Genomic DNA, 25394 nt, shown 5'->3' with positions numbered 1-25394 from the left:
GATCAGGCTCCGGCCTTGACGAGTTCGGCGGTGATCGTCTTCGCGTCGGGCTCGGTGGCACGGAAGGTCACCTTGCCGTCGCCGTCGATGACGATGAGGGTGGACAGGGCGGCAACGTCGAATCGCTGGGACAAGGCGGCACCCTCGTCTATGGCGGCCGGGACGTGTTCGGCGTCGACGTACTCCATGAATCCCTCGATGGTCTCCTTGGACTCGCCGGGGTCCATGTCGACGGCGAGGAAGCTCGCCCCAGCACCCGACTTCTCGGCAGCGGTGGCGGCCTCGCCGAGGGAGCGGACGCCTTCAACGCATTCGCCGCAGCCGACGGAGAAGAAGAACACCGCGGTCGGCTTCCCGCTGGCGGGCAGGCTGACCATCTGGCCGTCGATGCTAGTAACCGCCGCTGGCGTGCCCGCATCTGCGGCTGGTGTGGCGTCGGTGTTTCCGCAGGCGGTCAGAGCCAGGGAGCCTGCAAGCAGGAGGCCGGCGACCGAGAGGGTCGCGCGGCGGGTGCGGGTAAGCGTCATCGGTTCTGGTCGTCCTTCGTGTCGCTGGGGTGGGTGGAGTTCACAGGCGGGCAACAGCCATGCCTGGCGTTGTTGCCGCCGCTGCGGCGCCGCGTGGTCGCGAGGACCGCGAGCACCAGGACGGCGATGCCGGTGCCGATCACCCAGGGGTTGCCGAGGAACCCGCCGACACTGGCCAGCAGACCACCGGCGAGGAGCAAGGGAAGTAGGGCGCAGCAGGCGACCATGAGCAGCGCGGCCCCGGCTCCGAGGAGCAGGCCGCTGCCTCCCGGTTGGTCGTCGTGGTTGGACTTCATCGGAGTGGAGTTCCCTTCGGTGTTCTTGGTCAGCAGCGGCAGTGGCCGTCGTCGGCCACTGCCGCGTTGGCCTGGAACTGTTTGAGGAAGCCGGTCGTGAGGTCGGTACCGATCCGATAGGCAACGGCCACGGGCACGACCTCGGCGCGGGGGTGCTCGGCCAGCCAGCCCGCGGCGTCCTCATCGGAGGTGAAGTAGTGGACCTGGTTGCAGAAGGAGGACCGGATCGAGGTGATCTGGTCGGGGTTGACCAGCGACACCACCGCGGTGGCGGGTTCGACGCTGGTGACGCCGGCGACGGGGTCGATGGTGACCCGGATCGGCTCGCCGCTGGTCGGGGAGACCGACTCCACGCTCGCCGCGCGCTCGAGCAGGGTCGGAAAGATCAGGGTGTCCAGGGCGCACCAGGTGTAGAGCTCCTCACCGGCCACGGTGAACCGGTGAGGGGTGGGGCGCAGGGTGAGGCCCTGGCCGATGATGCGGCCCTGGTCGTCGTACTCGGTGTCCGGCACCGCGGCCAGACCCGTGCGTACGTCGTCGACCGGACGGCCGGCGGCCGCGGCGAACTGCTCGACGGTGACCGGGCCGCCCTCGACGATCAGCCGCAGCAGCGGGATCAATAGGACGGCGTCAAGGCCGGTCTCTTCGGTGTTGTTGAGTCGTTCGGGCAGTTGCGTCGTGAGCTCCGACATGGCGGTACCTTCTTCATGAGTCGGGTGGAGGCTGTCGGCTGCGGGTCACGCGCAGCAGGACAGCTTGGAGATGTCGGTGGTGAAGGCCTTGGCGGCGATCCGGATGCCTTCGGTCATGGTCAGGTAGGGCGCCCATGCGTCGGCGACCTCGGTGACGGTCTTGCCGAGGATGTGGACACCGGCGGCGGCGAGCTCGCCGGCGTCTTTGGCGACGGCGGTGAGGCCGAGGATCTCGCCGGTCTCAGCGTTGGCGACGATCTTGATGAAGCCGCGGGTGTCGCGGTTGACCAGCGCCCGGGGCACGTAGTCCAGCGGCAGGACGCGGCAGTCGCAGCGGATCCCGGCAGCGAGCACCTGGGCCTCGGTCATCCCGACCGCGCCGATCGCCGGACTGGTGAAGGTCACCCGCGGCAGCCGGCTGTGGTCCACCGACCGCTCAGCGCCAGCGAACGTGTTCTCAGCGACCATGTTGCCGTGGTGGGCGGCGACGTAGACGAACTCGGGGTGCCCGGTCACGTCGCCGGCTGCCCAGATCCGGGGGTTGGAGGACTGCAGTTGGTCGGTGACCACGATCTCGCCCGTGTCGCCGGTCTTCACCTCCACCGCATCGAGGTTCAGCCCATCGGTGACCGGTCGGCGGCCGAGGGCGACGAGGACCTGTTCGGCGTGGAATTCCTGCTCGCCGCCGGAGATGTCAGCGGTGACAACAACCTGGCCCCTGACGTCGTCACGGGCAACGTGGGTCGGGACCGCACGGCGGACCACGCGGATGCCCTCGTCGGCGAAGACCTCCTGCAGCGCCTTGGATACCTCCGGCTCCTCCTTCGACGCCAGCCGGGAACGAACCAGCAGGGTGACCTTCGACCCGAGCCGGGCGAACAGTTGGGCCTGCTCCAAGGCGACGTAGCCGCCGCCGAGCACCAGCAGCGAGTCGGGAACCTTGGTCAACTCCATCGCCGTGGTCGAGGTCAGGTAGCCGGCCTCCTCAAGACCGTCGATCGGTGGGGCCCATGCGCTGGCGCCGGTGGCGACCAGGTAGTGATCAGCGTCGATCGTCTCGACCGCACCGTCAGTCGCGGTGACCTCAAGAACGGGCGCTTCTGGCGTGCCGGCGAACGCAGCGTCGCCGTGGCGGATCTGCCAGCCGTAGGCGTCGGCGACGTCGACGTACTTCTCACCCCGAAGTTCCTCGACGAGGTCCTGCTTGCTGCTGATCAGCGCGGGCATGTCCACGTCGTCCGCTGTGGTGGCGATCCCCGGGAAACGGTTGCCCGCCTCGGCAGCGGTCTGGCGGGCCTCAGCGGCGGCGATGAGCGCCTTCGACGGCACGCAGCCGGTGTTCACGCACGTGCCGCCGAAAGTGCCGCGCTCGATCATCACCACCGACTTGCCGAGCGTGGTCGCGCGGATGGCGGCGGCGAACGCGGCGCCACCCGATCCGATGATCGCAAGGTCGTACCTGGACTGCATCCCGATTCCTCCCCTGAGTCTTGAGAATTGCTCTTGATGCAGCCACAATGGACCTTCCAGTACGGGGGAAGGTCAAGTGCGACCTGTGACACATCGGAGACCCAGATGAGGATCGGCGAACTCGCCGAGGCGGCCGGCACCACCGCCAAGACCCTGCGGTTCTACGAGGAGCAGGGCCTGCTTCCCGCGGCCGAGCGCACCGCGTCGGGATACCGCGACTACGATCCGGAAGCAGCGACTCGGATCGACTTCATCCACCGCGGCCAGGCTGCCGGACTTACCCTCGCGCAGATCAAACAGATCCTCGACATCCGCGATGGAGGCGAGATTCCCTGCGGCCACGTCCGGGACCTCCTAGACGTTCGTCTGAAGGACATTGAGCGCCAGATCTCGGATCTCGTCTCCCTCCGCGACAACGTTGCCGCCCTCCGCGACGCAGCCGCAGAACCCGAACCCGAGACCTGCAACGCCGACGAGGTCTGCAGGTACCTGTAGCCAATCCGAGATGACGCGCGCAGAGGCGGAGCCTCCTGCCGCGACCTTCCTACGTGACCACAACGTTATGGCCAGCAACAGCTAGCAAAGCGCCGGAACTCTCCACCGAAACGTCGTTTCGGGACGCGTTAACGGCAGCTCTGCACAACGTCGTCCGCTCGCAACGCCGCAAACGATCGTTTTCGGCAGGTTGCACCCTCGATAGCCCCCGAGAAGCGAACTTCTCCATCCATCGTGGAACGAGATGTCCCTAGCTCGCTTCAAGTCAATATGCAATAATCTGCGTATGCATGCAGATCCTAAATGTTCACTGTCGGTGGAGAGCAGTTACGTCGAGCTGGCTGCCGAGGTGTTCTCGATGCTCGCGGACGCGACGCGGGTGAGGATCATTCTCGCGCTGCGGGATGAGGAGCTTTCGGTGAACCACCTCGCCGATATCGTCGACAAGTCCCCGGCTGCCGTCTCGCAGCATCTCGCGAAGCTCCGCCTGGCGCGGATTGTGCTGGCGCGGCAGGAGGGCACGAAGGTGTTTTACCGACTCGCGAACGAGCACGCCCGGCAGCTGGTCGCGGACGCGATCTTCCAAGCACAGCACTCGCTGAGCAACGACCCTCCGCACCACCGGGGCGAGCACCCCTCACCGGAGGACCTGCGCTGATGTTGCGCGTTCTGCGCAACACCACCTATGCGAAGCTGTTCTCCGCGCAGGTGATCGCCCTGTTGGGCACCGGACTTCTCACGGTTGCCCTGGGGCTGCTCGCGTTCGATATCGCGGGGGATGCCGCGGGGTCGGTGCTCGGCACGGCGCTGACGATCAAAATGGTCGCCTACGTCGGCGTCGCACCCCTGATCGCAGCAGTGGTTGACCGGTTGCCGAAGAAGGCGGTGCTCGTGACGGCCGACGTGGTGCGGCTGGTGATCGCCCTGATGTTGCCGTTTGTCACGGAAGCGTGGCAGATCTACGTGCTGGTCTTCGTGCTGCAGTCCGCGTCGGCGACTTTCACCCCGGCGTTTCAATCCCTGATTCCCGCTGTTCTGCCCGAACCGAACGACTACACGCGTGCTCTATCGCTGTCGCGCCTCGCGTATGACCTCGAGGCGCTGGTGAGCCCGACGATCGCTGCGGCGCTGCTGACACTGGTCAGTTACAACAACCTGTTCGTCGGCACTGCCATCGGATTCGCGTGCTCGGCGACCCTCGTGCTGCTCTCCCGGCTGCCGGCCCGAACCGATGACGAGCCCGGGACATCGTTCTGGCAACGACTCCCGATGGGAGCGAAAGTATTCGCCCGAACGCCAACGCTCCGCTTTCTGATGTTGACCAACATTGTCGTCGCGGCCGGCACCGCGATCGTGCTCGTGAACTCGGTGGTGTACGCCCGCGGGGTCTTCCATCTTGACGACGCCGCTCTCGCGCTTGCGTTGGCCTGTTACGGCATCGGCTCGCTCGTGGTCGCGGTGAACATCCCCTGGGTGGTCGCGCGGATCGGTGTGATCCGCACGATGATCATCGGAACGATCCTCATCGTCGTCGGCCTCCTTGCGGCAGTCATCGTCACAGCGGGCTCTGCGAAGACCGGGTCAGGCTGGATCGCACTGCTGGGCACCTGGGTGCTGCTGGGCATGGGAACATCCCTGGTGAACACACCCTCATCGCGGCTTCTCGCCGATGCCTCTACGCCCGCGAATCGGAACCTCGTCTACACGGCTCAGTTCGCCCTCTCCCACGCCTGCTTCCTCATCACCTACCCGATCGCCGGCTGGCTCGGCGCTGCCAGCCTTTCCAGCGCGGCACTCGCCCTGGCCCTGATCGCCATCGTGGCCGCAGCCGCCGCGCTCGTTTTCTCCAGGACGAAGAACCTGCAACGCTCCGAACGTCGTGCCGACGTGCTCGGCCCAAATAGCTCATAGGTGTTCGATGGCAAAGAAGAAGCGCCGAACGCAGGCGACGCCCAAGGATCAGATGATCGTTGTGGTGTGCCGGGGCGGCGACTGCGGCAGCCGGCGTAAGCACCCCGGCACCGACCACGCTGCACAGCTGCGCGAGATCAGAAATGTTGCCGGTACGAAGGTAGCGGTCACCGTCAGCAGGTGTCTCGATGCTTGCGAGCATTCCAACGTCGTCGTCATCATCCCCGATGCGGACGGCAGAAGCGCCGGCGCGTCACCGGTATGGGTCGGTGAAGCAAACGACGCCGAGGTCACCGCCGAGATTCTCCAGACGATGGCCGGCCCCGCCGATCTCACCGGTCTTCCCGCGCTCGTCGACATCCATACCTTCCACCCGACTCGTCAGAATCGTCGGGAACTGGACGAAGAGGTCGACTGAGACGCAGGCGCGCCACGACCAAGAGCGCAGACGAGTACGACGTGCCGCGGGTAGCGTGGCGGTATGTCGATTGAAACGTATATCGCGGTTCTGCACGACGATGAGGCGGCGACTGAAGGTGGCGAATCTGTCCTCTGCCCGCTCCAGCCTGACGGGGAACCTAAGCCCATCATCGATCACGACGGCGTGCTCTATGACCTATTCAAAGCTCAGGGCAGGGACGGTGTCTTCGAGTACAGGCGCGCGCGAGATTAGGCCGTTGCAGGCTTAGCCACACCAATTAGAACAGCCGAACGAATCGTGTTGTCGTGCGGTCTGCGCATCGCCAGATCTGAAACGGCTCAGCGCACGAGGCGGGCGATCGCCTGAGACGCTTTACGCACTTTCTCTTCGGCGATGTCCCCGCCGGCCCGCGCTGCATCTGCCACGCAGTGGCGCAGGTGCTCTTCGAGGAGTCCGACAGCAACGCTTTGCAAGGCGCTGGTCAGCGCGGAGATCTGAGTGAGGATGTCGATGCAGTACTTCTCGTCCTCGACCATGCGGTGGATACCGCGTGATTGTCCTTCGATGCGCTTGAGACGGGCAAGATAGCGGGCTTTGTCAGTGATGTACCCATGCTCACCGTGGTCGCCGGAGGTTGCGGGGTCGGCGGTATCAGTCATCTGGATCTCCGGGGGGGGGCGTCATCGATTCAGGATGGCGCGGGTCGTGGTGTCGGGCCGCAGATCGAGTCGGCGCAACAGCTGTGCGTTGAGGGCGACGACGATCGTGGACAACGACATGAGGATCGCTCCGACCGACATCGGAAGCACGAAGCCGATGGGGGCGAGGATGCCGGCGGCGAGGGGCACGGAGATGAGGTTGTAGCCGGCGGCCCACCACAGGTTCTGCTTCATCTTCCGGTACGAGGCCCGTGACAGTTCGATCACGGAGAGCACTGAGCGAGGGTCGTCGCTGGCGAGGATGACGCCGGCTGAGGCGATCGCGACATCTGTGCCGGCGCCGATCGCGAGCCCGACGTCCGCCTGTGCGAGGGCAGGGGCGTCGTTGACGCCGTCGCCGACCATTGCGACTTTCCGGTCCTCGTTTTGGAGCTCCTGGACCTTGGCGGCTTTGTCCTCGGGGCGGACCCCGGCGAAGACACGGTCGATGCCGAGCTCCTGGGCGACGGTGTGTGCGACAGCCTCCGCATCTCCAGTGATCATCACGACCTGAACGCCGAGCGCGTGAAGGGCGTCGACGGCTTCGCGGGATTCCGAGCGCACCTCGTCGGCGAGCTTCAGGGCTCCGAGAACGCGGCCGTCCTGGGTGACGTGGAGGATGATGGCACCGTCTGCACGCCACCGATCGGCGATCGGGAGTTCGTTCGCGCTTTCCTCGGAGAGCAGGTGCGGTCCGCCGACGCGTACGGTTGTTCCCTCGACCGTCGCGGTGACGCCCACTGCGGGTGACGACGTGAAGTCCGCACTGCGCGGGACGGTGAGTTGCTTGTCGGCAGCCGCGCGGACGATGGCCTTCGCAAGGGGGTGCTCGCTGTCGGCTTCGGCGGCCGCGGCCAGTGCGAGAATCCGGTCGGGGTCCGTGCCGTCGATGGCGGTGACCTCGGAGACGACGGGTTCGCCCTTGGTGAGGGTGCCGGTCTTGTCGAACAGGACCGTGTCGACTGTGCGCATGCTCTCCAGGGCGAGCCGGTCCTTGACGAGCACGCCTCCGCGCGCTGCGCGTTCGGTGGCGATGGAGACGACCAGCGGGATCGCCAGGCCCAATGCGTGCGGGCAGGCGATGACCAGCACCGTGATCGTGCGGATGACGGCCGCATCGGGGAACCCGATGAGCGTCCACACGATCGCGGTGATCGCCGCAGCACCGAGAGCGAACCAGAACAACCACGCGGCGGCCTTGTCGGCGAGGCGCTGCGCGCGGGACGAGGAACTCTGCGCCTCCGTCACGAGACGCTGGATGCCGGCCAGGGTCGTATCATCCCCGGTCGCGGTGATCTCCACCCGAAGCCCCGAATCGGTGGCTACGGTTCCGGCCGTGACCTGGTCGCCGACGCTGCGCTCCACGGTGCGGGATTCGCCGGTGACCATCGACTCGTCCATCGATGCGCGTCCATCGACGATGCGTCCGTCCGCGGGGACACTCCCACCGGGTCGCACCACCACGACGTCGCCGACGATGAGTTCGGCAGGTGAGACCGTCACGACCCGGTCGTCCTCGACACGTTCCGCCTCATCCGGCAGGAGAGCGGCGAGCGAGTCGAGGGCAGACGTGGTCTGCGCGAGGGAGCGCATCTCGATCCAGTGCCCCAACAGCATGATGACGATGAGCAGGGCGAGCTCCCACCAGAAGTCGAGCTCATGGTGCAGGATGCCCAGGGTGGCGCCCCAGGAGGCGACGAACGCGACCGTGATGGCCAGACCGATCAGGAGCATCATCCCCGGCCGGCGAGACCGAAGCTCGCTGATCGCGCCGATGAGGAACGGCTTGCCACCCCAGGCGTACATGACTGTGCCGAGCACGGGCGACACCCAGACAAGGCCCGGAACGTCGGGGAGGGTGTAGCCGACGATCATCGCGAACATCCCGGAGAGCGCGACGGTGGGGACGGCAAGAACGAGCATGATCCAGAACAGCCGGCGGAACTGTCCCACGTGATCGCCGTGTCCTGCGTGGCCGTCGTGCCCACCGTGGCCGGACGTTGCACCGTGGCCCTCGTGCGACATCGACTCGCCATGCTCATGCGGCACTGCACGATGGTCCGTCTGTGAACCGTGCGCTGTCGCGGTCACCGCGGCAGGGTTCGACGGGGTATGGCCGTGCGCCACATGATCGTGATCGGCGTGTGCGTGCTCCGCGCCGCCATTGTGCGGGGTGCTCATGGACCTATCCTCCTCGGAGTTGATGAACCGTGCAGGCCAAATGCTGCAGCCGCACACGAGTGACGCCGTCTCAGACAGCGGCGGTGGCGTATCTGGCCGGGTCAGCGTCGAATGCGGGACCGCATCCGGCGCAGCAGAAGTAGTACCGGTTGCCGTCGTAGTCGCGGAACAAGCCCGCGGCTTCCGCGTCCGCTTTGACGACGGTGCTGCCCACCATGACGGGGCATTCGGCGTACTCATCCGCTGATCGGGCGAGAAGATCCTTGCGTCCGTCGGCAGCGACGGCGCTAGGGTTGTGGCTGCAGCAGGATCCCATGGTGGAGTCGGACATGTGGCGTTCCTCTTTCTCTCGATCGGTACGGACGGTGTGTCTTCCACCCCAAACCGTATACCCCTATGGGGTATTCCGGTAGGATGAGTAAACGCCTTGCGGCCATTTCCCGTATCCGCGAACGAGGTCAGTTCGTCACCCGATGAGGTGCATAGGCCGCGGTGTTAGCATCCTGAGCAGGATGGAGGATCAACGCATGCTTGTCGCGTTTCGCAGCGCACGCCCGCAGCTGTCGCTGCGCGCGGTATTGATGCTGGGCGCTGCCACGCTCATGGTCATCGTCGGGCTGCTGGCGATGCACACCTTCACCGCCGAACCAGCCGGGCACGGATCACCCGGGCTCACCCACTCAACGTCCGCAGCAGGCGCCGAGCACGCCCCTGACGTGATGGGCAGCCCCGACAGCGTGGGCGCCGCCTGTGATGGACCGTGTCATGTAGGCACCGGGCCCGGCCAGGGCCACGACGACATGCTGACGGCCTGCGTGCTCGCGTTGCTCGCCGGCCTCCTGTTGCTGCTTCCTCCGACGCTGATCCAGGGTCGCGGCCTGCCCCTTCACCGCGGGATGAGCCTGGTGAGATGGGATGCCGCAGGTGCCCTTCCGCGGGCTCCCTCGCTCACGTTCCTTTCGATAAGTCGCACCTGAGTAGGCGCCGCCGACCCGAGCGGTCGGTTTCGTGGCGCCTTCTGGCGCCGTTACTTGCGCAACCCTCATACGACTTATCGAAGGAACAATCATGAACAAAAAGCTCCCCCTCGCTGTCAGCACCGGCATCCTGACACTCGCGCTGGCGCTCAGCGGCTGCGCGGACAACAGCACCGCGCCGTCCAGCGAGACCACCTCCCCGTCGCAGTCGTCGTCGGCTTCACAGGCGACTGAGGCGGATGAGATGTTCGTCACGATGATGATCCCGCATCACCAGCAGGCCATCGAGATGGCCGACATCCTGCTCGCCAAGGACGGGGCGGACCCACGCGTGGTCGAACTCGCCGAACAGATCAAAGCAGCGCAGGGTCCCGAGATCGACAGGATGCTCGGATGGCTCGAAGACTGGGACGTGGACTACGACCCTGATTCCATGGGCGGTATGGACCATGGGTCAATGGGCGGTGACGACGGCATGATGTCCGAGGAGGACATGACCCTACTCGAGGACGCCGACGCCGCCGAGGCCAGTCGCCTGTTCCTCGAGCAGATGATCGTGCATCACGAAGGCGCTGTCGACATGGCGCAGACCGCCCTTGACGACGCGCAGAACCCGGACGTCCTCGACCTCGCGCAGCAGGTCATCGACGATCAGACTGCGGAGATCGCCACGATGGAGGAACTCCTGGGACAGCTCTAGGACCCGACTCGGGCGGGCCGAGAAAACGTTCGGCCCGCCCGCACCTGCCACCTCTTTGCCACGCCCTCGACATCCAGTACATGTCGGTGCGCTCCTGCCGCGCGCCGCGAAGCCAGGCCGTCCCGCGGCCGCCATCGGAAGCCATCATGAAACGCTCACTCCTTCTCGCCACTGCCACTGTGACCACCCTCGCCGTCATCGTCACCGGATGCACCGCCACACCGCTCGGAGACCCGGATTCGGCACCCCGCATCGACCACATCCATGGCATCGCCGCCGACCCGCGTGGCGATGACCTGTTCGTCGCCACGCACAACGGCATCTTCACCCTCGCTCTCGACGGGACGATCTCCGGACCGGTCGGCGGACACGATTTCGACGCCATGGGATTCACCGTCTCTGACGATTCGCTGTTCGCGTCGGGACATCCCGGGGAGAACACCCCGGCTGAACTCGGAGCCCCGAACCTTGGCATCATCCGCAGCGACGACTACGGGAACTCCTGGTCCCCGATCGCCCTGAACGGGACCACCGACTTCCACGTCCTCACCGCAGGGCCGGACGACGTGCTCTACGGCATCCCCTCCAGTCAAGTGGACCTGCTCACCAGCACCGACGGGGGAAACACCTGGACAGAGCGTGCACCTCTCGGCGCCGCTGACCTCGCCGTCACCGAGTCCGGCGTCTACGCCGCAGCGGAAGAAGGCGTCCTCGTCAGCACCGATGGCGGCGATTCATTCACGCCCATCGACGCGGCTCCCGTTCTCTACGCTCTGGAAGTGCGCACGGACGGCACACTGCTCGGCGCCGGTACCGACGGCGTCCTGTGGTCACAAGATGAGAGCGGTGCCTGGCAGCAATTGGAATCATTGCAGGGCGCGGTCCAAGCGCTCACCGTCGTCGACGACCGCATCATCCTCGTCGACGACCGCGGCATCGTCGAAGTATCCACCGACGGCACGAACGTCCTCAGCCCCGCCCAGTGACCATGGATAAGCGCAAGAACCCGCTGCAGAATCTCACGTTCTTCATCGCGGTGGCCACGATAGCCGTCGTCCTCCTCGCCGCCGCCAGTTTCCTCGCGATCGGAGCGATATTCCGATGAACCGCGCCAGCTCCCAACCGCCTACTGATCCGGCCCGAACACACCGACGTCTCGTTGGTCTCGGATACGCGCTCCTGGCCACCGGCCCGCTCCTCGCGCTCGCGCATCTGGTGACCGACACGCAATCGACCGACAGCCCCTGGTGGACCTACACGATCGCCAGCTACGACATCACAGTGATCATCGTCATCATCGCCACGGCGCTGATCCTACGAGCGCCCCCTCACCCGAGGTCGGGAACGAATCCAGGAGATCGTGCGCCGTGAATGTCGAGGCGTGCATGCGGCTGCGGGCGTGGGTTAGCCAGGTCGCTTCGAGTGCCTCGCGGGTGTCCGGAATCGGCTGCCACCAGAGCAACCTCATTGCGGTTCGGGGCGGACAAGGTCTACCTCACGGCTTCCCGCTCCGACAATCAGCCGCCCCAGCGATCGGGCACGGCGCAGTGCTCGTCGTCGAACGGCTGCTAAGCGGAGCGCGTCAGCGCGGAGTCTGCAAGGAGTGAGCGGCGAGAACGGAGCCGTGCCCGATCGCTACACTCTCGGCGTCGGAGGGGAGGCGTCCCAGTCCTACTCAACGCCAGTTGGCGACGTCCTCCTGCATCTACCCACATTCGTCGTCGGTGTCGTTGACGGTGCCGAGCGGGTGTCCGAGACTAGGCGGATACTGACCATCGGGCCGGCATCGATCGGAGGTCGAGATGGGCACCATCACGTCGTATGAAACGGTGAACGGTCGTCGGTACCGCGTTCGCTATCGCAAGCCGGATCGCTCCGAGGCGCAGAAGCGCGGCTTCACGACGATGCGGGACGCGGAGCTGTACCTGTCGCTGGTCACGGTGTCGAAGTCGAAGGGCGAGTACGTCGATCCGTCCACGTCCCGCGTTCCGGTCCTCTTGTTCGCGGACAGCTGGTTGCGCTCCAAGCGGCCGCCGATGTCGAAGCCGTCGTACTACACGACGCTCGAGCGGGCGTGGAAGAACCACGTGGCGCCGGTGTGGGCTGAGCGGGAGATCTGGTCGATCCGGCGCTCGGAAGTCCAGGACTGGGTGTCCGACCTTGCCACGCAGCGATCTCGCACCGTCGTGCTGCGCGCGCTCGGCGTCCTCGCCGGCATCCTGGATGTTGCGATCGACGATCGCCGTCTCGCGAGCAACCCGGCCCGTCATATCCGCAGCCTTCCTCGGAAGGGGCCGGGTAAGCGTCGCGTGTATCTCACGCACGACCAGGTGGCGACGCTGGCGGCGTGCTCGGCGCATCCGACGCTCGTTCTCACGCTGGCGTACACCGGTCTGCGCTGGGGAGAGGCGACGGGGTTGCGGGTGCGCAGCGTCAACCGGCTGCGCCGGCGTCTTGTGATCGAGGAGAACGCGGTGATGATCGCGTACGAGATCCATGTCGGCACGCCCAAGACGCACGAGAAGCGCTCGGTGCCGTACCCCGAGCGCCTGGCCGCGATGATCGAGCAGGCGTGCGCCGGCAAGGGGCCCGAAGGTCTCCTGTTCGGCGACGGGGTCAACCACATGCGCAACTCGGGTGCGCAGGGCTGGTTCGCGAACGCGGTGCGCCGGGCGCAGGAGATCGACCCGTCGATCCCGCGGGTCACCCCGCACGATCTTCGGCACACCGCCGCCTCGCTGGCGATCAGTTCGGGGGCCAATGTGAAGGCCGTGCAGCGGATGCTCGGGCACGCGTCGGCGGCGATGACGCTGGACACGTACGCCGATCTCTTCGACGACGATCTGGATGCCGTCGCATCCCGACTCAACGCCGCCATGCCCTTGATCGCGCTGCCGACGGGGCTGCAGAAACGCTACGCCCGACCGACGTGAGTGCCGAGAGCAGATTGCTCAGTTCTGCGACGGCCCACGCGACGCCCGAGATGCCCGTTTTCGACGCGTGAGGACGCTCGATGAAGCCCCTTGTCGGGCCTCGTCTGCGACCCCTTTTCGGCCTCATAGGAGATTCAAATGCGGCCAAAATGCGGCCAAAAACGCGATGTCTGTGGTCTGACCTCAGAAGAAACCCCTGGTCAGAGCGAAAAAGAGGTGGTGCCCCTGGAGGGACTCGAACCCCCAACCGTTTGCTTAGGACGCAACTGCTCTTCCATTGAGCTACAGAGGCTGGCCAGACAAGTCTATCCAGTCGATCGGGCGGCACGAGAATCGCGCATGCACGACGCACGCCGATCGTCAGTCACGCACGCGGATGATCGTCTTGCCCGTGCGGCGCTCAGTCGGGTTGAGCGCCGCGACCGCGTCATCCAGATCGGCGATCGTTCCGATGTTCGTCCGCAGCCGACCGTCTCGAACTCGCTGAACGATCTCGCCGAGCTGCGCGCGGTCGGCCTCGACGACGAAATCGATGGCCAGCCCGTCGACGGGACGCGACTCGGGCGGTGCGACCACTGTGACCAGCGTTCCGCCGGGCTTCACGAGAGCAGCGGAGCGGCACTGGATGTCGCCGCCGATGACGTCGAACACCAGATCGATGCCGCCGACATCCTCCAGCCGATCTCGGTCCAGGTCGACGTACTCGTTCGCTCCGTAGTCGAGCGCCTTCTCCCGGTCGGCAGCACGCCCTGTTCCGATGACGTATGCTCCCGCTTCGTGCGCCAGTTGGATCACCATCGCGCCGACGGCTCCGCCCGCGCCGTGCGCGATCACGCTCTGCCCTGCTTGCAGTCGTCCGTGGACGAAAAGCCCCTGCCATGCTGTCAGCCCGGAGATGGGAAGACTCGCGCCCACGGTGAAATCGACGTCTCCGGGCAGCGGTGCGAGGTTGCGCGATTCCATCGCGACGTACTCCGCCAGCGTGCCGTCGCGGTGCCAATCGGCAAGGCCGAAGACCCGCTGCCCGACCGAGAATCCGGTCGTCCCGTATCCGAGCTGCTTCACGATTCCTGCGACCTCGTGCCCGAGGATCGACGGCGTCCTCGCTCGCCCAGCTCGATCCGTCCACGTGGACGGCCACTCCAGCTCGGTCGGGACGAATCCGGCAGCGTGAACCTCGACGATGACGTCGTTGATCGCCGGAGACGGGTCAGGCCGTTGCACGATCGTCATGCCTGCCAGGCCGGCGGCCTCATCGGCCGCGACTACCGCTCTCATCGATGCTCCTCGCTCAAGCGGCGAGCGCGAGGTACGGCTCCCAGCAGGGGTCGCTGCGCTCGGTGCCGCGAACGGTCCAGCTGTTGCCGTTCGGTTGACGCGGCACGAACCGCAGTTCCCAGCGCATCTCCTGAGGCGTGCGGTCGCTCTTGACGTTGTTGCACCGCAGACAGCACGCGACGAGGTTCTCCCACGAGTCCGCTCCCCCGCGTGACCGCGGCATGACGTGATCGATCGTGGATGCCGCTTTGCCGCAGTATCCGCATCGATGATTGTCACGACGCAGCACACCGCGCCGGGTGACCGGCACCCGGCGGCTCATCGGCACGCGTACGTATCTCGACAGGATGATGACGGCGGGTCTGTCGTACGGGCCCCCAGAGGCCCAGACGGGATCGTCCTCGACCCGTTCGATCACGGTCGCCTTCTGATTCATCACGAGCACCAGGGCTCGTTTGAAGGAGACCACGGCCAGCGGCTCGTATCCCGCGTTCAGAACTAGTGTGCGCATCGTCATCCTCTCGATCCGCCGGGACGGCTTCCCGGCACTCTCGACTCACACGACGCCACACGGGCGGCAGACGATACGCAGAAACGAAAAAAGACGCCGCCCTACGGACGACGTCTTTCGCACACGACAAGCTCAGTGCATCCCTGCGGGCAATGCCGAAGGACGTAACGACCGAGTGCATCCATGGTGCGGATGCTCGGAGTTCGTTCCATCAGCTTCTCCCGTCCGTGCGACGACGGGAACAGGTTAGCCCATCACCCTGACGGATGACGAAACGACGGGTGAACGCTCAGGCGCGTGTCGCCTGAGCCGACGAGGACGGACTCAGCCGGCGTTGGCGGCGAGCCAGCCGTACGGCTCGTACAGGCCGCCGTTGACCCACACCTCGAAGTGCAGGTGGTTCGCCGTCGAGCGACCGGTGCTTCCGACGAAGCCGATCAGCTGGCCTGCACTGACGGTCTGACCCGCCTGCACCTGCCGCGAGCCGTACGTCATGTGTCCGTACGTCGTCGCGACGCTCTGCCCGCCGACCACGGAATCGATCATGACGGCGACGCCGTATCCGCCGATGCTCTCGGCCGATGCGCGGACGACACCCGCGGCAGCGGCGTAGATCGGCGTGCCCTGAGGTGCGAGCATGTCGGCGCCGTTGTGGCCGCCGCCGATGGTGCGGCCCTGGGTGTACGAGCCGCGAGGAAGCGGGTAGCGCACCTCTCCGGATCCCGGCGAGACGAGCGCATAGTTGCCGACGTCGAAGCTTCTGGACGACGCACCGCTGGATGCAGCGGCCGCGGCGGCGGTTGCGGCGGCGCGGGCCTTCGCGGCTTCCTCCGCCTTCTTCGTGGCGATCTCTTCGGGGGTGGTCGCACCGTAGGTCGAACGGTCGAGCGGCGAGGCGGTCGCAGCGGATGCCACGACCAAAGACTGGGCGTCATCCACGGCGACCTGCTGCAGCGTGGTTGCGGCATCGACGGGGCCGGACGAAGCGGCATACGCAGGCAGAGCGACAGCGGCGACCAGGGCGCCGACGGCACCGAAGATCACGATCGAACGCATCGGCTTCACCATGGTTCGCGCGACCTGACGCGGCGCGACAGGGCGTCGGCGCTTCGGGGTCTGTTCAGATGTCGTGGTCGGTTCGATGTCTGCGGCCAAAAGGAAATCCTCCTGCGCCTCAGCGCTCGGGTGCGCTGGCTCGTCGGCACTCTGCTTCTCGGGGCACAAGCTCGGGGTACTTCGTGCGATCTGACCGTGGAGACGACGAGCCGGGGAGGCGATCTTCACGGGGTTGTCCCCGGCGGGCTTCTTCGCCGACGACCTGTCCGAGGTTACCGGAAGATAACGATCATGTCACCCTGTCGGGCTGGCAATCTTCCGAGAGGCGTCAGGCGGCCTCGCCGACGAGGAAGATGTGCGACGCGAGTTCGACCGGAAGTTCGAGCCCCTCGTCGTTGCCGTCCATCTCGATCAGGACGTATCCCTCGCTGTAGCGGTAGTTGCCGCGCGCACCGGGAACGACGCCTGCTTCACGCAACTGCTGGAGCAGTTCGGGGTCGACCTGGGCGGGCTCCGCGAGGCGTCGCACCGTGCCTTCGATGGGCTCGCCGGCCGCGTTGAGCTTTTGCACGAGACCGATGACGCCCTCGTCGAACGTGCGAGCCGGAGCATCGCCGAGCTGGTCGAGACCGGGGATCGGGTTGCCGTACGGCGACTCCGTCGGGTGACCGAGCAGTTCGACGAGGCGACGCTCGACCTGCTCGCTCATCACGTGCTCCCACCGGCAGGCCTCGTCGTGGACGAACGCCCAGTCCAACCCGATGACATCGGAGAGCAGACGCTCAGCCAGACGATGCTTGCGCATGACGTCGACCGCCTTGCGGCGACCGGCATCCGTCAACTCGAGCGTGCGGTCCTCCGACACGACGACGAGTCCGTCGCGCTCCATGCGACCGACGGTCTGCGAAACGGTCGGCCCTGAGTGGCCGAGCCGCTCGGAGATGCGCGCGCGCAGGGGAACGATGTTCTCCTCCTCGAGTTCGAGGATGGTGCGGAGATACATCTCCGTGGTGTCGATCAAGTCCGTCATCTGGCCCTCCGGGTCTTCTTAGGCAAGCCTACATTCCCGCGAAGACGTCAGGCGGAGTCACAGTGCAATCGGCGCTCCGGACGCGCGCCTAGAATCGACGCATGGCGATCGAGATTCCCCGTGACCTCCTGCCCGTCGACGGCCGTTTCGGCTGCGGCCCCTCGAAGGTGCGCCCCGCGCAGCTCGAGGCGCTGGTCACTGCGGGAGCGAGCATCCTCGGCACCTCGCACCGTCAGGCACCGGTGAAGAACCTCGTCGGCAGCGTCCGCGAGCAGCTCGCGAGCCTGTTCCGCCTGCCGGACGGCTACGAGATCGTGACCGGCAACGGCGGTTCGACCGCGTTCTGGGATGCCGCGGCCTTCGGCCTCATCGAGCGTCGCAGCCAGAACCTCACCTTCGGCGAGTTCGGCGGCAAGTTCGCAAAGGCCGCTGCCGCCCCGTGGCTCGAGGCTCCCGACGTGCGCAGCGCTGAGCCCGGATCGCGCGCAGCCGCGGAGGTCGTCGACGGGGTCGACGTCTACGCGTGGCCGCACAATGAGACCTCGACCGGCGTCGCCGCGACGATCGAGCGCGTCACTGCGGACGGCGCTCTGACGGTGATCGATGCGACAAGCGCCGCAGGCGGCATCGACTTCGATGTCACGCAGACGGACGTGTACTACTTCGCCCCGCAGAAGAACCTGGGATCCGACGGCGGTCTGTGGTTCGCAGCCATGTCGCCGGCTGCGATCGAGCGGATCGAGCGGATCGCGGCCGGCGACCGCTACATCCCGGAGTTCCTCAGCCTCAAGAACGCCGTCGACAACTCCCGCCTGAACCAGACGCTGAACACGCCGGCGCTCACCACACTGCACCTGCTCGATTCGCAGCTGCAGTGGATCAACGACAACGGCGGTCTGGCCTGGGCCGGCGCCCGCACCGCGGAGGCGTCACAGGCGCTGTACGACTGGGCCGAGGCATCCGCCGTCGCGACGCCCTTCGTGACGGATCCGGCGCACCGCTCCCCCGTCGTCGTCACGATCGACTTCGACGAGTCGATCGACGCCGCGGGCATCGCCAAGACGCTGCGTGCGAACGGCATCGTGGACACCGAGCCGTACCGCAAGCTGGGCCGCAACCAGCTGCGCATCGCGACGTTCGTCTCGATCGAGCCCGACGACGTTCGTCAGCTCATCCGCTCGATCGACTACGTGCTGGAGAACAGCGGCGCCTGAGGGCAGGACTGCCCGCGCGAACCGGGGATCAGCCGCGCGAACTACTCCTCTTCGTCGGAGTCGTCCGAGTCGGACTCGTCGTCCTCATCGGACTCGTCGGAGTCGTCCTCGTCGGACTCGTCGTCGTCGGTCGAGTCATCGAGCTCGTCGATGTCGACGCCGTCCAGGTCACCGGCGTGCAGGATGTCGGGCTCGTCGTCCTCGTCGAGGTCGTCGTCCACGTCGTCATCGTCCGAACTGCTCGACGCGTCGTCCCCTTCGTCCTCGCCGGACTCGGCAGCCGCCGCGGCCGCCTGCTCCGCGAGCTCCGCCTGGTGTGCGCGGTACTCGGCGAGCCGCTCCGCCCACGGCACCCACTCGGGCGCGAGCAGCGCGCCCTCGTTGGGCAGCAGTTCGACCTCGAGCACGGTGGGCTCGGCATCCTCGACGCGCGCGACCGTGACCGTCCAGTACCACCCGGGGTAACCGGGAAGCCGGTTCTCGAACCGCAACGAGACGGAGCCGTCCTCCTCGACGATGTACCCGGCCGCCGGGCCGATCGTCGAAGCCGGCGTGATCTCCTGCAGAGCGGCGAGCGCGAGATCGTGCGCGCCGATCAGGCGGTCGTCCGCCTCGGCAGAGGGCTCAGGCGTCGAGGTCATCGGCGACCTTGCGGAGCATGGCCGCGATCTTGCGACCGTGACTGCTGGAGGGGTATCGACCGCGACGCAGGTCGCCGCCGATGCCGTCGAGGAGCTTCACGAGGTCCTCGATGATGATCGCCATGTCGTCAGCGGGCTTGCGCTTGGCCTTCGACAGGCTGACCGGGGCCTCCAGCACGCGCACGGAGAGCGCCTGGAGTCCGCGCTTGCCGTCGGCCACGCCGAACTCCACGCGGGCGCCGGACTTGACCGTGGCGCCGGCGGGCAGGGCAGAGGCGTGCAGGAAGACGTCCTGGCCGTCATCTGTGGCGATGAAGCCGAAGCCCTTCTCGTCGTCGTAGAACCTGACCTTGCCGGTGGGCATGGGGAAACCTCGCTGTGTGATGGTGCCGATATGAAGGCACGCGCGTACGCGGCCACCCCCAGCCTACCGGTGTTCCAGGGACTAGGCTGAGACGGATGAGCACGCAGAATTCCGGGCCAGAGGTCCCCGTCAGTCGACTCGATCGCATCCTCGCGTTCACGGCCCTGACGCTGGCGGCGCTCTCGGTGATCTGCTTCTTCGCCATCATCATCGGCAGCTGGGTCGGAATGGATCAGCATGCGTTCGGCGAAGGCATCTGGCCGATCGTCGGCGCGATTCCGCTGTGGGGTCTTCCCCTCGCGTTCGTGATGATCATCGCGCTTCTGATCATCACCTTCGTGCGGAAGGGACGCGCCGCCAAGCGCTCCTGAGATGAGCACGCATGCCCGCCCGCTCGCTGTGTGGCTGGCCGCTGCGCCCGACGCGCAGCTGGCGGCGCTGTTCGCGGCGCGCGGCGTGCGCGCGGATGCCGCATGGGCCGACTTCTTCGACGCGGCCGAAGCGCTGCTCGACCAATCGTCGATCGACCGGATGCTGCCGCGTCTGACCGTCGACGAGGCGAGGGCGCTCCGCCACGCGACCGATGGCGACGCCCCAGGCGCTGACGTCGATGGCCTGATCGCACTGGCGCTGCTGCGGCCCGATGGCACACCGTATCCGCCGGTCGCGGAAGCCGTCGCAGCACGAGAGCTGCCGCCTCACATCGACATCGCCGACCCTGAGCCCGCGGATTCCGTCGCCGCGGCACGGGCGGCCGAACGGGCCTTCACGACCGTCGCAGCGGTCGCCGATCTGGTGCTGCTCGCAGCCGAGACGCCGCTCGCCCTGCTCACCGGAGGCGGCCTGGCCGCGGGTGAGAAGCGCCGTATAGCCGAGAACGGCACGCCCGCAGAAACGCTCGACGACCTCGTCGCCATCGCTCTCGACGCCGGCATCCTCATCGCCGCGGATCGCCGACTGCATGCCACAGCCACCGGCGAGTCGTGGTTGCGGCTGCCGGCATCCGATCGATGGATCGAGCTGGCCGAATCGCTCCGCTCCGCCCTTCCCCGCGGCCTGCGGACCACGGACGGAGGCTGGCTGCCCACCGACGCGTGGGACCGCCAGTATCCGTGGGACGCGACGTGGAGCGACCGCGTTGCGGGGATCGCGGCTCGCGCCGAGCTGCTCGGGTTGACCACGGCGGATGGCTCGGAACCGGAATGGGCCCGCCCCCTGAGACTCGGCGAAAGGGCGGACCCGACGGCGTTGCAGCAGATGCTGCCCTCTGAAGTCGACCGCATCTTCCTGCAGAACGACCTGACCGCGATCGCGCCCGGCCCCCTCGAGCCCGCGCTGGACGTGCGACTGCGGCACATCGCGGAACGCGAGTCCGCAGCGCAGGCATCCTCGTATCGATTCACGGCGGATTCGATCGCGCACGCCCTCACCTCTGGTGAGACCGCAGCGTCGATCCTCGACTTCCTGACCGTCATCTCGCTCACCGGCATCCCCCAACCGCTCGAGTACCTCGTGATGCAGACGGCGCAGCGCCACGGGCTCGTGCGCGTCTTCACCGACTGGTCGGGGCGGACACGCGTGTCGAGCGTGGATTCCACGCTGCTCGACGCGATCGGCGTCGACCAGGTGCTGCGACCGCTCGCGCTGGCACGGGATGCCGAGGGGCTGACCTCTCGCGTCGGCCGGGACACGGTGTACTGGACGCTGACCGACGCGCGCTACCCCGCGATGATCGTCGGCGCCGACGGAGAGCCGATGGTCGTCGAACGCAACCCGGCCCCGGAGGCTCCGACGACGTCAGCGCCTGACCATCAGCCGCTGATCGCCCGCCTGCGCGCTCAGCAGGGCCCGGACGCGGACGCCGCCTGGCTCGATCGCGAACTCGACGCGGCCGTTCGGGCTCGGGCCGTCCTCCTGGTGGAGATCGTGATGCCGGACGGCACAACGCGCGAACTGCAGCTGGAGGCGAGCGGCCTCGGCGGCGGACGACTGCGCGGACGCGATCGTGCCGCCGACGTGGAGCGCACCCTGCCGGTCAGGAGCATCCGCTCAGCACGCGTCATCGACCCTTCGACAGGCGGTTCCTCGTCGAAGGGCTCAGGGACAGACGCCGCCGACGGACGGTAGACTGAAAAGCTATGTCTGATGGCCCCCTGATCGTCCAGAGCGACCGCACGGTGCTCCTCGAAGTCGCGCACGCGGATGCTGAAGCAGCCCGCCACGAATTGGCGATCTTCGCCGAGCTCGAACGCGCGCCAGAGCACATCCACACCTACCGCATCACGCGGCTCGGCCTGTGGAACGCCCGCGCAGCCGGGCACACCGCCGAGGACATGCTCGAGGTGCTCGACCGCTGGTCGCGCTTCCCCGTTCCGCCGTCGGTCTCGGTCGATCTGCGGGAGACGGTCAACCGCTACGGCCGCCTGGTCATCGAGCGCGACGACGAAGGCACGCTGATCCTGCGTTCCACCGACCCGGCGGTTCTCACCCAGGTGGCGAACAACAAGCGCATCCAGCCGCTGCTGATCGGGCATCCCTCCGCCGAGACATTCGTCATCGACGCGTGGGCCCGAGGACAGATCAAGCAGGAACTGCTGAAGATCGGCTGGCCTGCGGAGGACCTCGCCGGCTACACACCGGGGACCCCGCACGAGATCGAACTCGCGGAGGACGGCTGGAAGATCCGGCCGTATCAGCAGGATGCCGTCGACGCGTTCTCCAAGGACGGCTCCGGAGTCGTCGTCCTCCCCTGTGGCGCGGGGAAGACGATCGTGGGGGCCGGCGCCATGGCTGCGACCAAGACGACCACACTCATCCTCGTGACCAACACGGTCTCCGCCCGTCAGTGGCGGGACGAGCTGCTCAAGCGCACGTCGCTGACGCCCGAGGAGATCGGCGAGTACTCCGGCCAGGCCAAGGAGGTCAAGCCGGTCACGATCGCGACGTACCAGATCCTCACGGCCAAGCGGAAGGGTCAGTACGCGCATCTGTCCCTTCTGGACGAGATGGACTGGGGTCTGATCGTCTACGACGAGGTGCACCTGCTGCCCGCACCCGTGTTCAAGCTCACCGCCGACCTGCAGGCACGTCGTCGCATCGGCCTCACCGCCACCCTCGTGCGAGAGGACGGCCGGGAGGGCGACGTGTTCAGCCTCATCGGCCCCAAACGCTTCGATGCACCGTGGAAGCAGATCGAGGCGCAGGGCTTCATCTCCCCCGCCGCCTGCTACGAGGTGCGCGTCGACCTGCCGGCGGACGACCGACTGGAGTACGCGGCGGCGACCGACGACGAACGGTATCGCCTCGCGGCATCCGCTCCGGCGAAGGTCGACGCCGTGCGCGACCTGATCGCCAAGCACCCCGGCGAGCGCATTCTGGTGATCGGACAGTATCTCGACCAGCTCGAAACGCTCTCCGAGGCGCTGAATGCGCCGCAGATCACCGGCGCGACGCCGATCGACGAGCGCGAAGAGCTGTATCGCCAGTTCCGCGAGGGCGAGATCGAGCTGCTCGTCGTGTCGAAGGTCGCCAACTTCTCCATCGACCTTCCCGAGGCGTCGGTGGCGATCCAGGTGTCGGGCTCGTTCGGCTCGCGCCAGGAGGAGGCGCAGCGACTCGGACGCCTGCTGCGGCCCAAGGAGTCGGGCCACACGGCCAGCTTCTACACGCTGATCGCGCGCGACACGGTCGATCAGGACTACGCGCAGAACCGCCAGCGCTTCCTGGCCGAGCAGGGCTACAGCTACACGATCTTGGACGCCGACGCTCTCGCTGCGGCCTGATCGCCTTCTCGCGCGAACCAGACCAGAGCGAGCGCGGCCACGGCATCCGGCGCGTCGTCGACGATGAAGTGCGCGGCGTCATCGACGAAGGCGAGCTCGAAACGGTCGGCGCGACGGGCGTGGTCTCGGCAGATGCGCCGAGCCGTCGGCTCGGCGAACGGCCCGTCCTCGCGGCCGAACACGACGAGCGTCGCGGGGTGCAGCCGCATCCGCTTGTACACCCCGCGCATGAGGCGCATCGAGAAGGGGACGACCATCCCGCGATACATCGCGGCGACGGCCCTGGTGACCCCGGGCCGCTCCTGCACGCGCAAGTAGCCGTCCCGAGTCTCGACGCTCAGCGGTCGCGCCGCGTAGCGAGGCCCGAACAGGTAGTCCAGTGGGCCCCCGGCCCGGTGCATGAGCAGCTTGGGCATGTGCGCGAACGCCGGCATCACCCTCGGCGTGAACTCCATGAACCCGGGCGGCACCGACAGCTGCACGATGGTGCGCACCCGCTCGGGATGCCGGTACGCGAGCTGCATGCCGGAGATGGCGCCCATGTCGTGACACAGCAGGTGCGCCCGCTCTATGCCGAGCGCATCGAGCAGCGCGACGACGTCGTTCAACTGCGATTCGGGTTCGAAGCGCGGGTCGATGGCCTCGGTCCACCCCGAACCGCGCAGGTCAGGGCAGATGACGCGATAGCCGGCCGCCGCGACGGTGGGAGCGACGTGCCGCCACTCCCACCAGTGCTGCGGAAAGCCATGGAGCATCACGACCGGATCGCCTTGGCCGATGGTCGCGATGTGGGTGCGCAGGCCGGGGGTCTCGATGACCGAGTGCTCGAATCCGGGCGCCTCCGGCAGTGGTGGATTCCCGTTCATGCACCGAGAATACTACGTTCATAGTGTCATGTCACTAGGAACATAGTGATCGCGTTAGAATCGCTGGATGAGCACCCGCCTGCGCGCCCTGGATGCAGCCGTCGATGTCGTCGGCGCGGACGGCGTGCGCGCACTGACGCACGCTCGAGTGGATGCCGCGGCCGGCCTCCCCCGCGGCTCGACGTCCAACCATTTCCGCACACGCGCGGCTCTTGTGGCCGGAGTCATCGCCCATATCGCGGAGCTCGAGCGCGCCGACGCACGGATCCCCGAGATCCGCAGTGCGAACGATCTCATCACGGCCCTCACCGGGATGATGGAGGCGCAGTCCGGGCCATTCGCGTCCCGCACCCGGGCGCGGTACGCCCTGTTCCTCGAGGCCGACTCCGACGCAGTCGCCCCCTTGACGATTCAGCGCGAGGTATTCGAACGGTGGACGAACGGCATCCTGTTCGCGCTCGGCGGCGAAGCGGCGGCGGCCCGCACCACGTTTCTCATGGCCGCCTGCGACGGGCTTCTCCTGCACCGACTGACGGTCGACCGCGACGCGGAGCTGGTGGCGTCCGTCGGCCTGGCCGTCGATGCGGCGCTGGGCGGCAAACAGGGCGCTCCGCAAGACAATCAGCCGTCGCATGGTTGAAGTCACCATAATGGGGTCATGACTGATGCGCGCATCCTGGTCGTCGACGACGAGCCGAACATCCGTGATCTGCTGTCCACCGGCCTGAGCTTCGCCGGCTATCAGGTCAAGACGGTGGCCAACGGCGCCGCCACGATCTCGGCGGTGCTCGAGGAGGAACCAGACCTCATCATCCTCGACGTCATGCTGCCCGACATGAACGGATTCAGCGTCACCAAGCGCCTGCGCGGCGCCGGGTTCACCGCCCCCATCCTCTTCCTCACGGCGAAGGACGACACCCAGGACAAGATCGAAGGCCTCAACGCCGGGGGCGACGACTACGTCACCAAGCCGTTCGCGCTCGATGAGATCGTCGCGCGCGTGCAGGCGATCCTGCGGCGGACCATGCAGGCCGACGAAGAGTCGATCATCCGCGCCGGCGAGCTGTCGATGGACCAGGACACCCATGATGTCTTCGTCGGCAAGGAGCCGATCGAGCTCAGCCCCACGGAGTTCAAGCTGCTGCGATACCTCATGCTCAACCCGAACAGGGTGCTGTCCAAGGCGCAGATCCTCGACCACGTCTGGGAGTACGACTTCAACGGCGATGCCGGCATCGTGGAGAGCTACATCTCGTACCTGCGTCGCAAGATCGATCCGCACACCGAGGAGTCCGTCATCCAGACCAAGCGCGGCTTCGGCTACATGCTCAAGGTGGGCAAGTAGTCCGCG

Annotated in this window: 28 protein-coding genes and 1 tRNA gene; 14 read left to right on the top strand and 15 right to left on the bottom strand. The window is 66.9% G+C overall.

Going from position 1 to position 25394, the window contains the following annotated elements; translation table 11 throughout:
* Positions 1-2: 2 nt before the first annotated feature.
* Genes KHB019_RS11885 through merA form a run of 4 tightly spaced genes read right to left on the bottom strand, consistent with a single transcriptional unit; the run spans position 3 to position 2985 of the window.
* Positions 3-527: a TlpA family protein disulfide reductase gene (locus KHB019_RS11885; RefSeq protein ID WP_005882713.1), complete on the bottom strand. Its 525-nt coding sequence runs from the start codon at positions 525-527 to the stop codon at positions 3-5.
* Entirely contained in the window at positions 524-823 is a 300-nt protein-coding gene (locus tag KHB019_RS11880) for a hypothetical protein (RefSeq protein ID WP_005882715.1), read from the bottom strand. The genes KHB019_RS11885 and KHB019_RS11880 overlap by 4 nt, the downstream gene beginning before the upstream one ends.
* Positions 824-852: 29 nt before the next feature.
* Complete coding sequence (merB, locus tag KHB019_RS11875) at positions 853-1515, bottom strand: organomercurial lyase MerB (protein ID WP_337459049.1); 663 nt, start codon at positions 1513-1515, stop codon at positions 853-855.
* 45 nt (positions 1516-1560) lie between these two features.
* On the bottom strand, positions 1561-2985 hold the full coding sequence (gene merA / locus KHB019_RS11870; protein WP_005882720.1) for a mercury(II) reductase: 1425 nt from the start codon (positions 2983-2985) through the stop codon (positions 1561-1563).
* Positions 2986-3090: 105 nt separating this feature from the next.
* Here merA and KHB019_RS11865 point away from each other — a divergent pair, with 105 nt between their 5' ends.
* The 4 genes from KHB019_RS11865 to KHB019_RS11850 all read left to right on the top strand — a co-directional run bounded on the left by KHB019_RS11865 (position 3091) and on the right by KHB019_RS11850 (position 5809).
* Positions 3091-3480 carry a heavy metal-responsive transcriptional regulator gene (locus KHB019_RS11865; protein WP_040347802.1) on the top strand — a complete coding sequence of 130 codons (390 nt, stop codon included), beginning with the start codon at positions 3091-3093 and terminating at the stop codon, positions 3478-3480.
* 286 nt (positions 3481-3766) lie between these two features.
* Complete coding sequence (locus KHB019_RS11860; protein WP_337459048.1) at positions 3767-4138, top strand: ArsR/SmtB family transcription factor; 372 nt, start codon at positions 3767-3769, stop codon at positions 4136-4138.
* Positions 4138-5391 carry an MFS transporter gene (locus tag KHB019_RS11855; protein WP_337459047.1) on the top strand — a complete coding sequence of 418 codons (1254 nt, stop codon included), beginning with the start codon at positions 4138-4140 and terminating at the stop codon, positions 5389-5391. Before KHB019_RS11860 ends, KHB019_RS11855 begins: the two co-directional genes overlap by 1 nt.
* Before the next feature lie 7 nt (positions 5392-5398).
* Complete coding sequence (locus KHB019_RS11850) at positions 5399-5809, top strand: (2Fe-2S) ferredoxin domain-containing protein (RefSeq protein WP_337459046.1); 411 nt, start codon at positions 5399-5401, stop codon at positions 5807-5809.
* Positions 5810-6150: 341 nt separating this feature from the next.
* Here KHB019_RS11850 and KHB019_RS11845 read toward each other — a convergent pair whose 3' ends face one another.
* The 3 genes from KHB019_RS11845 to KHB019_RS11835 all read right to left on the bottom strand — a co-directional run bounded on the left by KHB019_RS11845 (position 6151) and on the right by KHB019_RS11835 (position 9022).
* Positions 6151-6471 (bottom strand): metal-sensitive transcriptional regulator, encoded by a 321-nt coding sequence (locus KHB019_RS11845; RefSeq protein ID WP_337459045.1) that lies wholly within the window; start codon positions 6469-6471, stop codon positions 6151-6153.
* 21 nt (positions 6472-6492) lie between these two features.
* Positions 6493-8691, bottom strand: coding sequence for a heavy metal translocating P-type ATPase (locus tag KHB019_RS11840; protein ID WP_443193211.1), 2199 nt, complete (start codon positions 8689-8691; stop codon positions 6493-6495).
* A 70-nt stretch (positions 8692-8761) separates the two neighbouring features.
* Complete coding sequence (locus tag KHB019_RS11835; RefSeq protein WP_337459044.1) at positions 8762-9022, bottom strand: YHS domain-containing protein; 261 nt, start codon at positions 9020-9022, stop codon at positions 8762-8764.
* A 196-nt stretch (positions 9023-9218) separates the two neighbouring features.
* On the opposite strand from KHB019_RS11835, the gene KHB019_RS11830 reads away from it, so the two are divergent.
* From KHB019_RS11830 to KHB019_RS11815, 4 genes are all read left to right on the top strand, one after another.
* The gene (locus tag KHB019_RS11830; protein WP_337459043.1) at positions 9219-9668 is read left to right on the top strand and encodes a DUF6153 family protein; all 450 of its coding nucleotides are present in this window, start codon (positions 9219-9221) and stop codon (positions 9666-9668) included.
* A gap of 91 nt (positions 9669-9759) precedes the next feature.
* Positions 9760-10368 carry a DUF305 domain-containing protein gene (locus KHB019_RS11825; RefSeq protein ID WP_337459042.1) on the top strand — a complete coding sequence of 203 codons (609 nt, stop codon included), beginning with the start codon at positions 9760-9762 and terminating at the stop codon, positions 10366-10368.
* 146 nt (positions 10369-10514) lie between these two features.
* Positions 10515-11354, top strand: a complete 840-nt coding sequence (locus KHB019_RS11820; protein WP_337459041.1) for a F510_1955 family glycosylhydrolase — start codon at positions 10515-10517, stop codon at positions 11352-11354.
* An 816-nt stretch (positions 11355-12170) separates the two neighbouring features.
* Positions 12171-13301, top strand: coding sequence for a tyrosine-type recombinase/integrase (locus tag KHB019_RS11815; protein WP_337459040.1), 1131 nt, complete (start codon positions 12171-12173; stop codon positions 13299-13301).
* 217 nt (positions 13302-13518) lie between these two features.
* On the opposite strand, the gene KHB019_RS11810 is transcribed toward KHB019_RS11815, so the two are convergent.
* The 5 genes from KHB019_RS11810 to KHB019_RS11790 form a co-directional block, all read right to left on the bottom strand.
* A tRNA-Arg gene (locus KHB019_RS11810) sits at positions 13519-13593 on the bottom strand.
* A gap of 68 nt (positions 13594-13661) precedes the next feature.
* Positions 13662-14579: an NADP-dependent oxidoreductase gene (locus tag KHB019_RS11805; protein WP_337459039.1), complete on the bottom strand. Its 918-nt coding sequence runs from the start codon at positions 14577-14579 to the stop codon at positions 13662-13664.
* A gap of 13 nt (positions 14580-14592) precedes the next feature.
* Positions 14593-15090, bottom strand: coding sequence for an HNH endonuclease (locus KHB019_RS11800; RefSeq protein WP_230103554.1), 498 nt, complete (start codon positions 15088-15090; stop codon positions 14593-14595).
* Positions 15091-15414: 324 nt separating this feature from the next.
* Positions 15415-16245 (bottom strand): M23 family metallopeptidase, encoded by an 831-nt coding sequence (locus KHB019_RS11795; protein ID WP_337459038.1) that lies wholly within the window; start codon positions 16243-16245, stop codon positions 15415-15417.
* Positions 16246-16474: 229 nt separating this feature from the next.
* On the bottom strand, positions 16475-17176 hold the full coding sequence (locus tag KHB019_RS11790; RefSeq protein ID WP_325471948.1) for a metal-dependent transcriptional regulator: 702 nt from the start codon (positions 17174-17176) through the stop codon (positions 16475-16477).
* 101 nt (positions 17177-17277) lie between these two features.
* Here KHB019_RS11790 and serC point away from each other — a divergent pair, with 101 nt between their 5' ends.
* Positions 17278-18390 carry a phosphoserine transaminase gene (serC, locus tag KHB019_RS11785; RefSeq protein WP_337459037.1) on the top strand — a complete coding sequence of 371 codons (1113 nt, stop codon included), beginning with the start codon at positions 17278-17280 and terminating at the stop codon, positions 18388-18390.
* 41 nt (positions 18391-18431) lie between these two features.
* On the opposite strand, the gene KHB019_RS11780 is transcribed toward serC, so the two are convergent.
* Positions 18432-19031: a DUF3027 domain-containing protein gene (locus KHB019_RS11780; protein WP_337459036.1), complete on the bottom strand. Its 600-nt coding sequence runs from the start codon at positions 19029-19031 to the stop codon at positions 18432-18434.
* Positions 19015-19395, bottom strand: coding sequence for a cold-shock protein (locus tag KHB019_RS11775; RefSeq protein ID WP_337459035.1), 381 nt, complete (start codon positions 19393-19395; stop codon positions 19015-19017). Before KHB019_RS11775 ends, KHB019_RS11780 begins: the two co-directional genes overlap by 17 nt.
* A gap of 95 nt (positions 19396-19490) precedes the next feature.
* Between KHB019_RS11775 and KHB019_RS11770 the strand changes: the two genes are divergently transcribed.
* The 3 genes from KHB019_RS11770 to KHB019_RS11760 are packed head-to-tail and all read left to right on the top strand — an operon-like array spanning position 19491 to position 23177.
* On the top strand, positions 19491-19766 hold the full coding sequence (locus KHB019_RS11770; RefSeq protein WP_230103560.1) for a multidrug ABC transporter ATPase: 276 nt from the start codon (positions 19491-19493) through the stop codon (positions 19764-19766).
* A 1-nt stretch (position 19767) separates the two neighbouring features.
* Complete coding sequence (locus KHB019_RS11765) at positions 19768-21522, top strand: helicase-associated domain-containing protein (protein ID WP_325471902.1); 1755 nt, start codon at positions 19768-19770, stop codon at positions 21520-21522.
* 11 nt (positions 21523-21533) lie between these two features.
* Positions 21534-23177, top strand: coding sequence for a DNA repair helicase XPB (locus KHB019_RS11760; protein ID WP_325471903.1), 1644 nt, complete (start codon positions 21534-21536; stop codon positions 23175-23177).
* On the opposite strand, the gene KHB019_RS11755 is transcribed toward KHB019_RS11760, so the two are convergent.
* The gene (locus KHB019_RS11755; RefSeq protein ID WP_337459034.1) at positions 23138-24043 is read right to left on the bottom strand and encodes an alpha/beta fold hydrolase; all 906 of its coding nucleotides are present in this window, start codon (positions 24041-24043) and stop codon (positions 23138-23140) included. The two genes, KHB019_RS11760 and KHB019_RS11755, sit on opposite strands and share 40 nt — an antisense overlap.
* 67 nt (positions 24044-24110) lie before the next feature.
* On the opposite strand from KHB019_RS11755, the gene KHB019_RS11750 reads away from it, so the two are divergent.
* Entirely contained in the window at positions 24111-24683 is a 573-nt protein-coding gene (locus KHB019_RS11750; RefSeq protein ID WP_230103564.1) for a TetR/AcrR family transcriptional regulator, read from the top strand.
* An 18-nt stretch (positions 24684-24701) separates the two neighbouring features.
* Entirely contained in the window at positions 24702-25388 is a 687-nt protein-coding gene (locus KHB019_RS11745; protein WP_230103565.1) for a response regulator transcription factor, read from the top strand.
* Positions 25389-25394 lie beyond the last annotated feature (6 nt).

The organism is Microbacterium sp. KHB019 (genome assembly GCF_037285405.1).
In the GTDB taxonomy this organism is placed as follows: Bacteria; Actinomycetota; Actinomycetes; order Actinomycetales; family Microbacteriaceae; genus Microbacterium.
The sequence above is the reverse complement of the archived record's forward strand: the minus strand, read 5'-3'. Positions and strand labels throughout refer to the sequence as shown.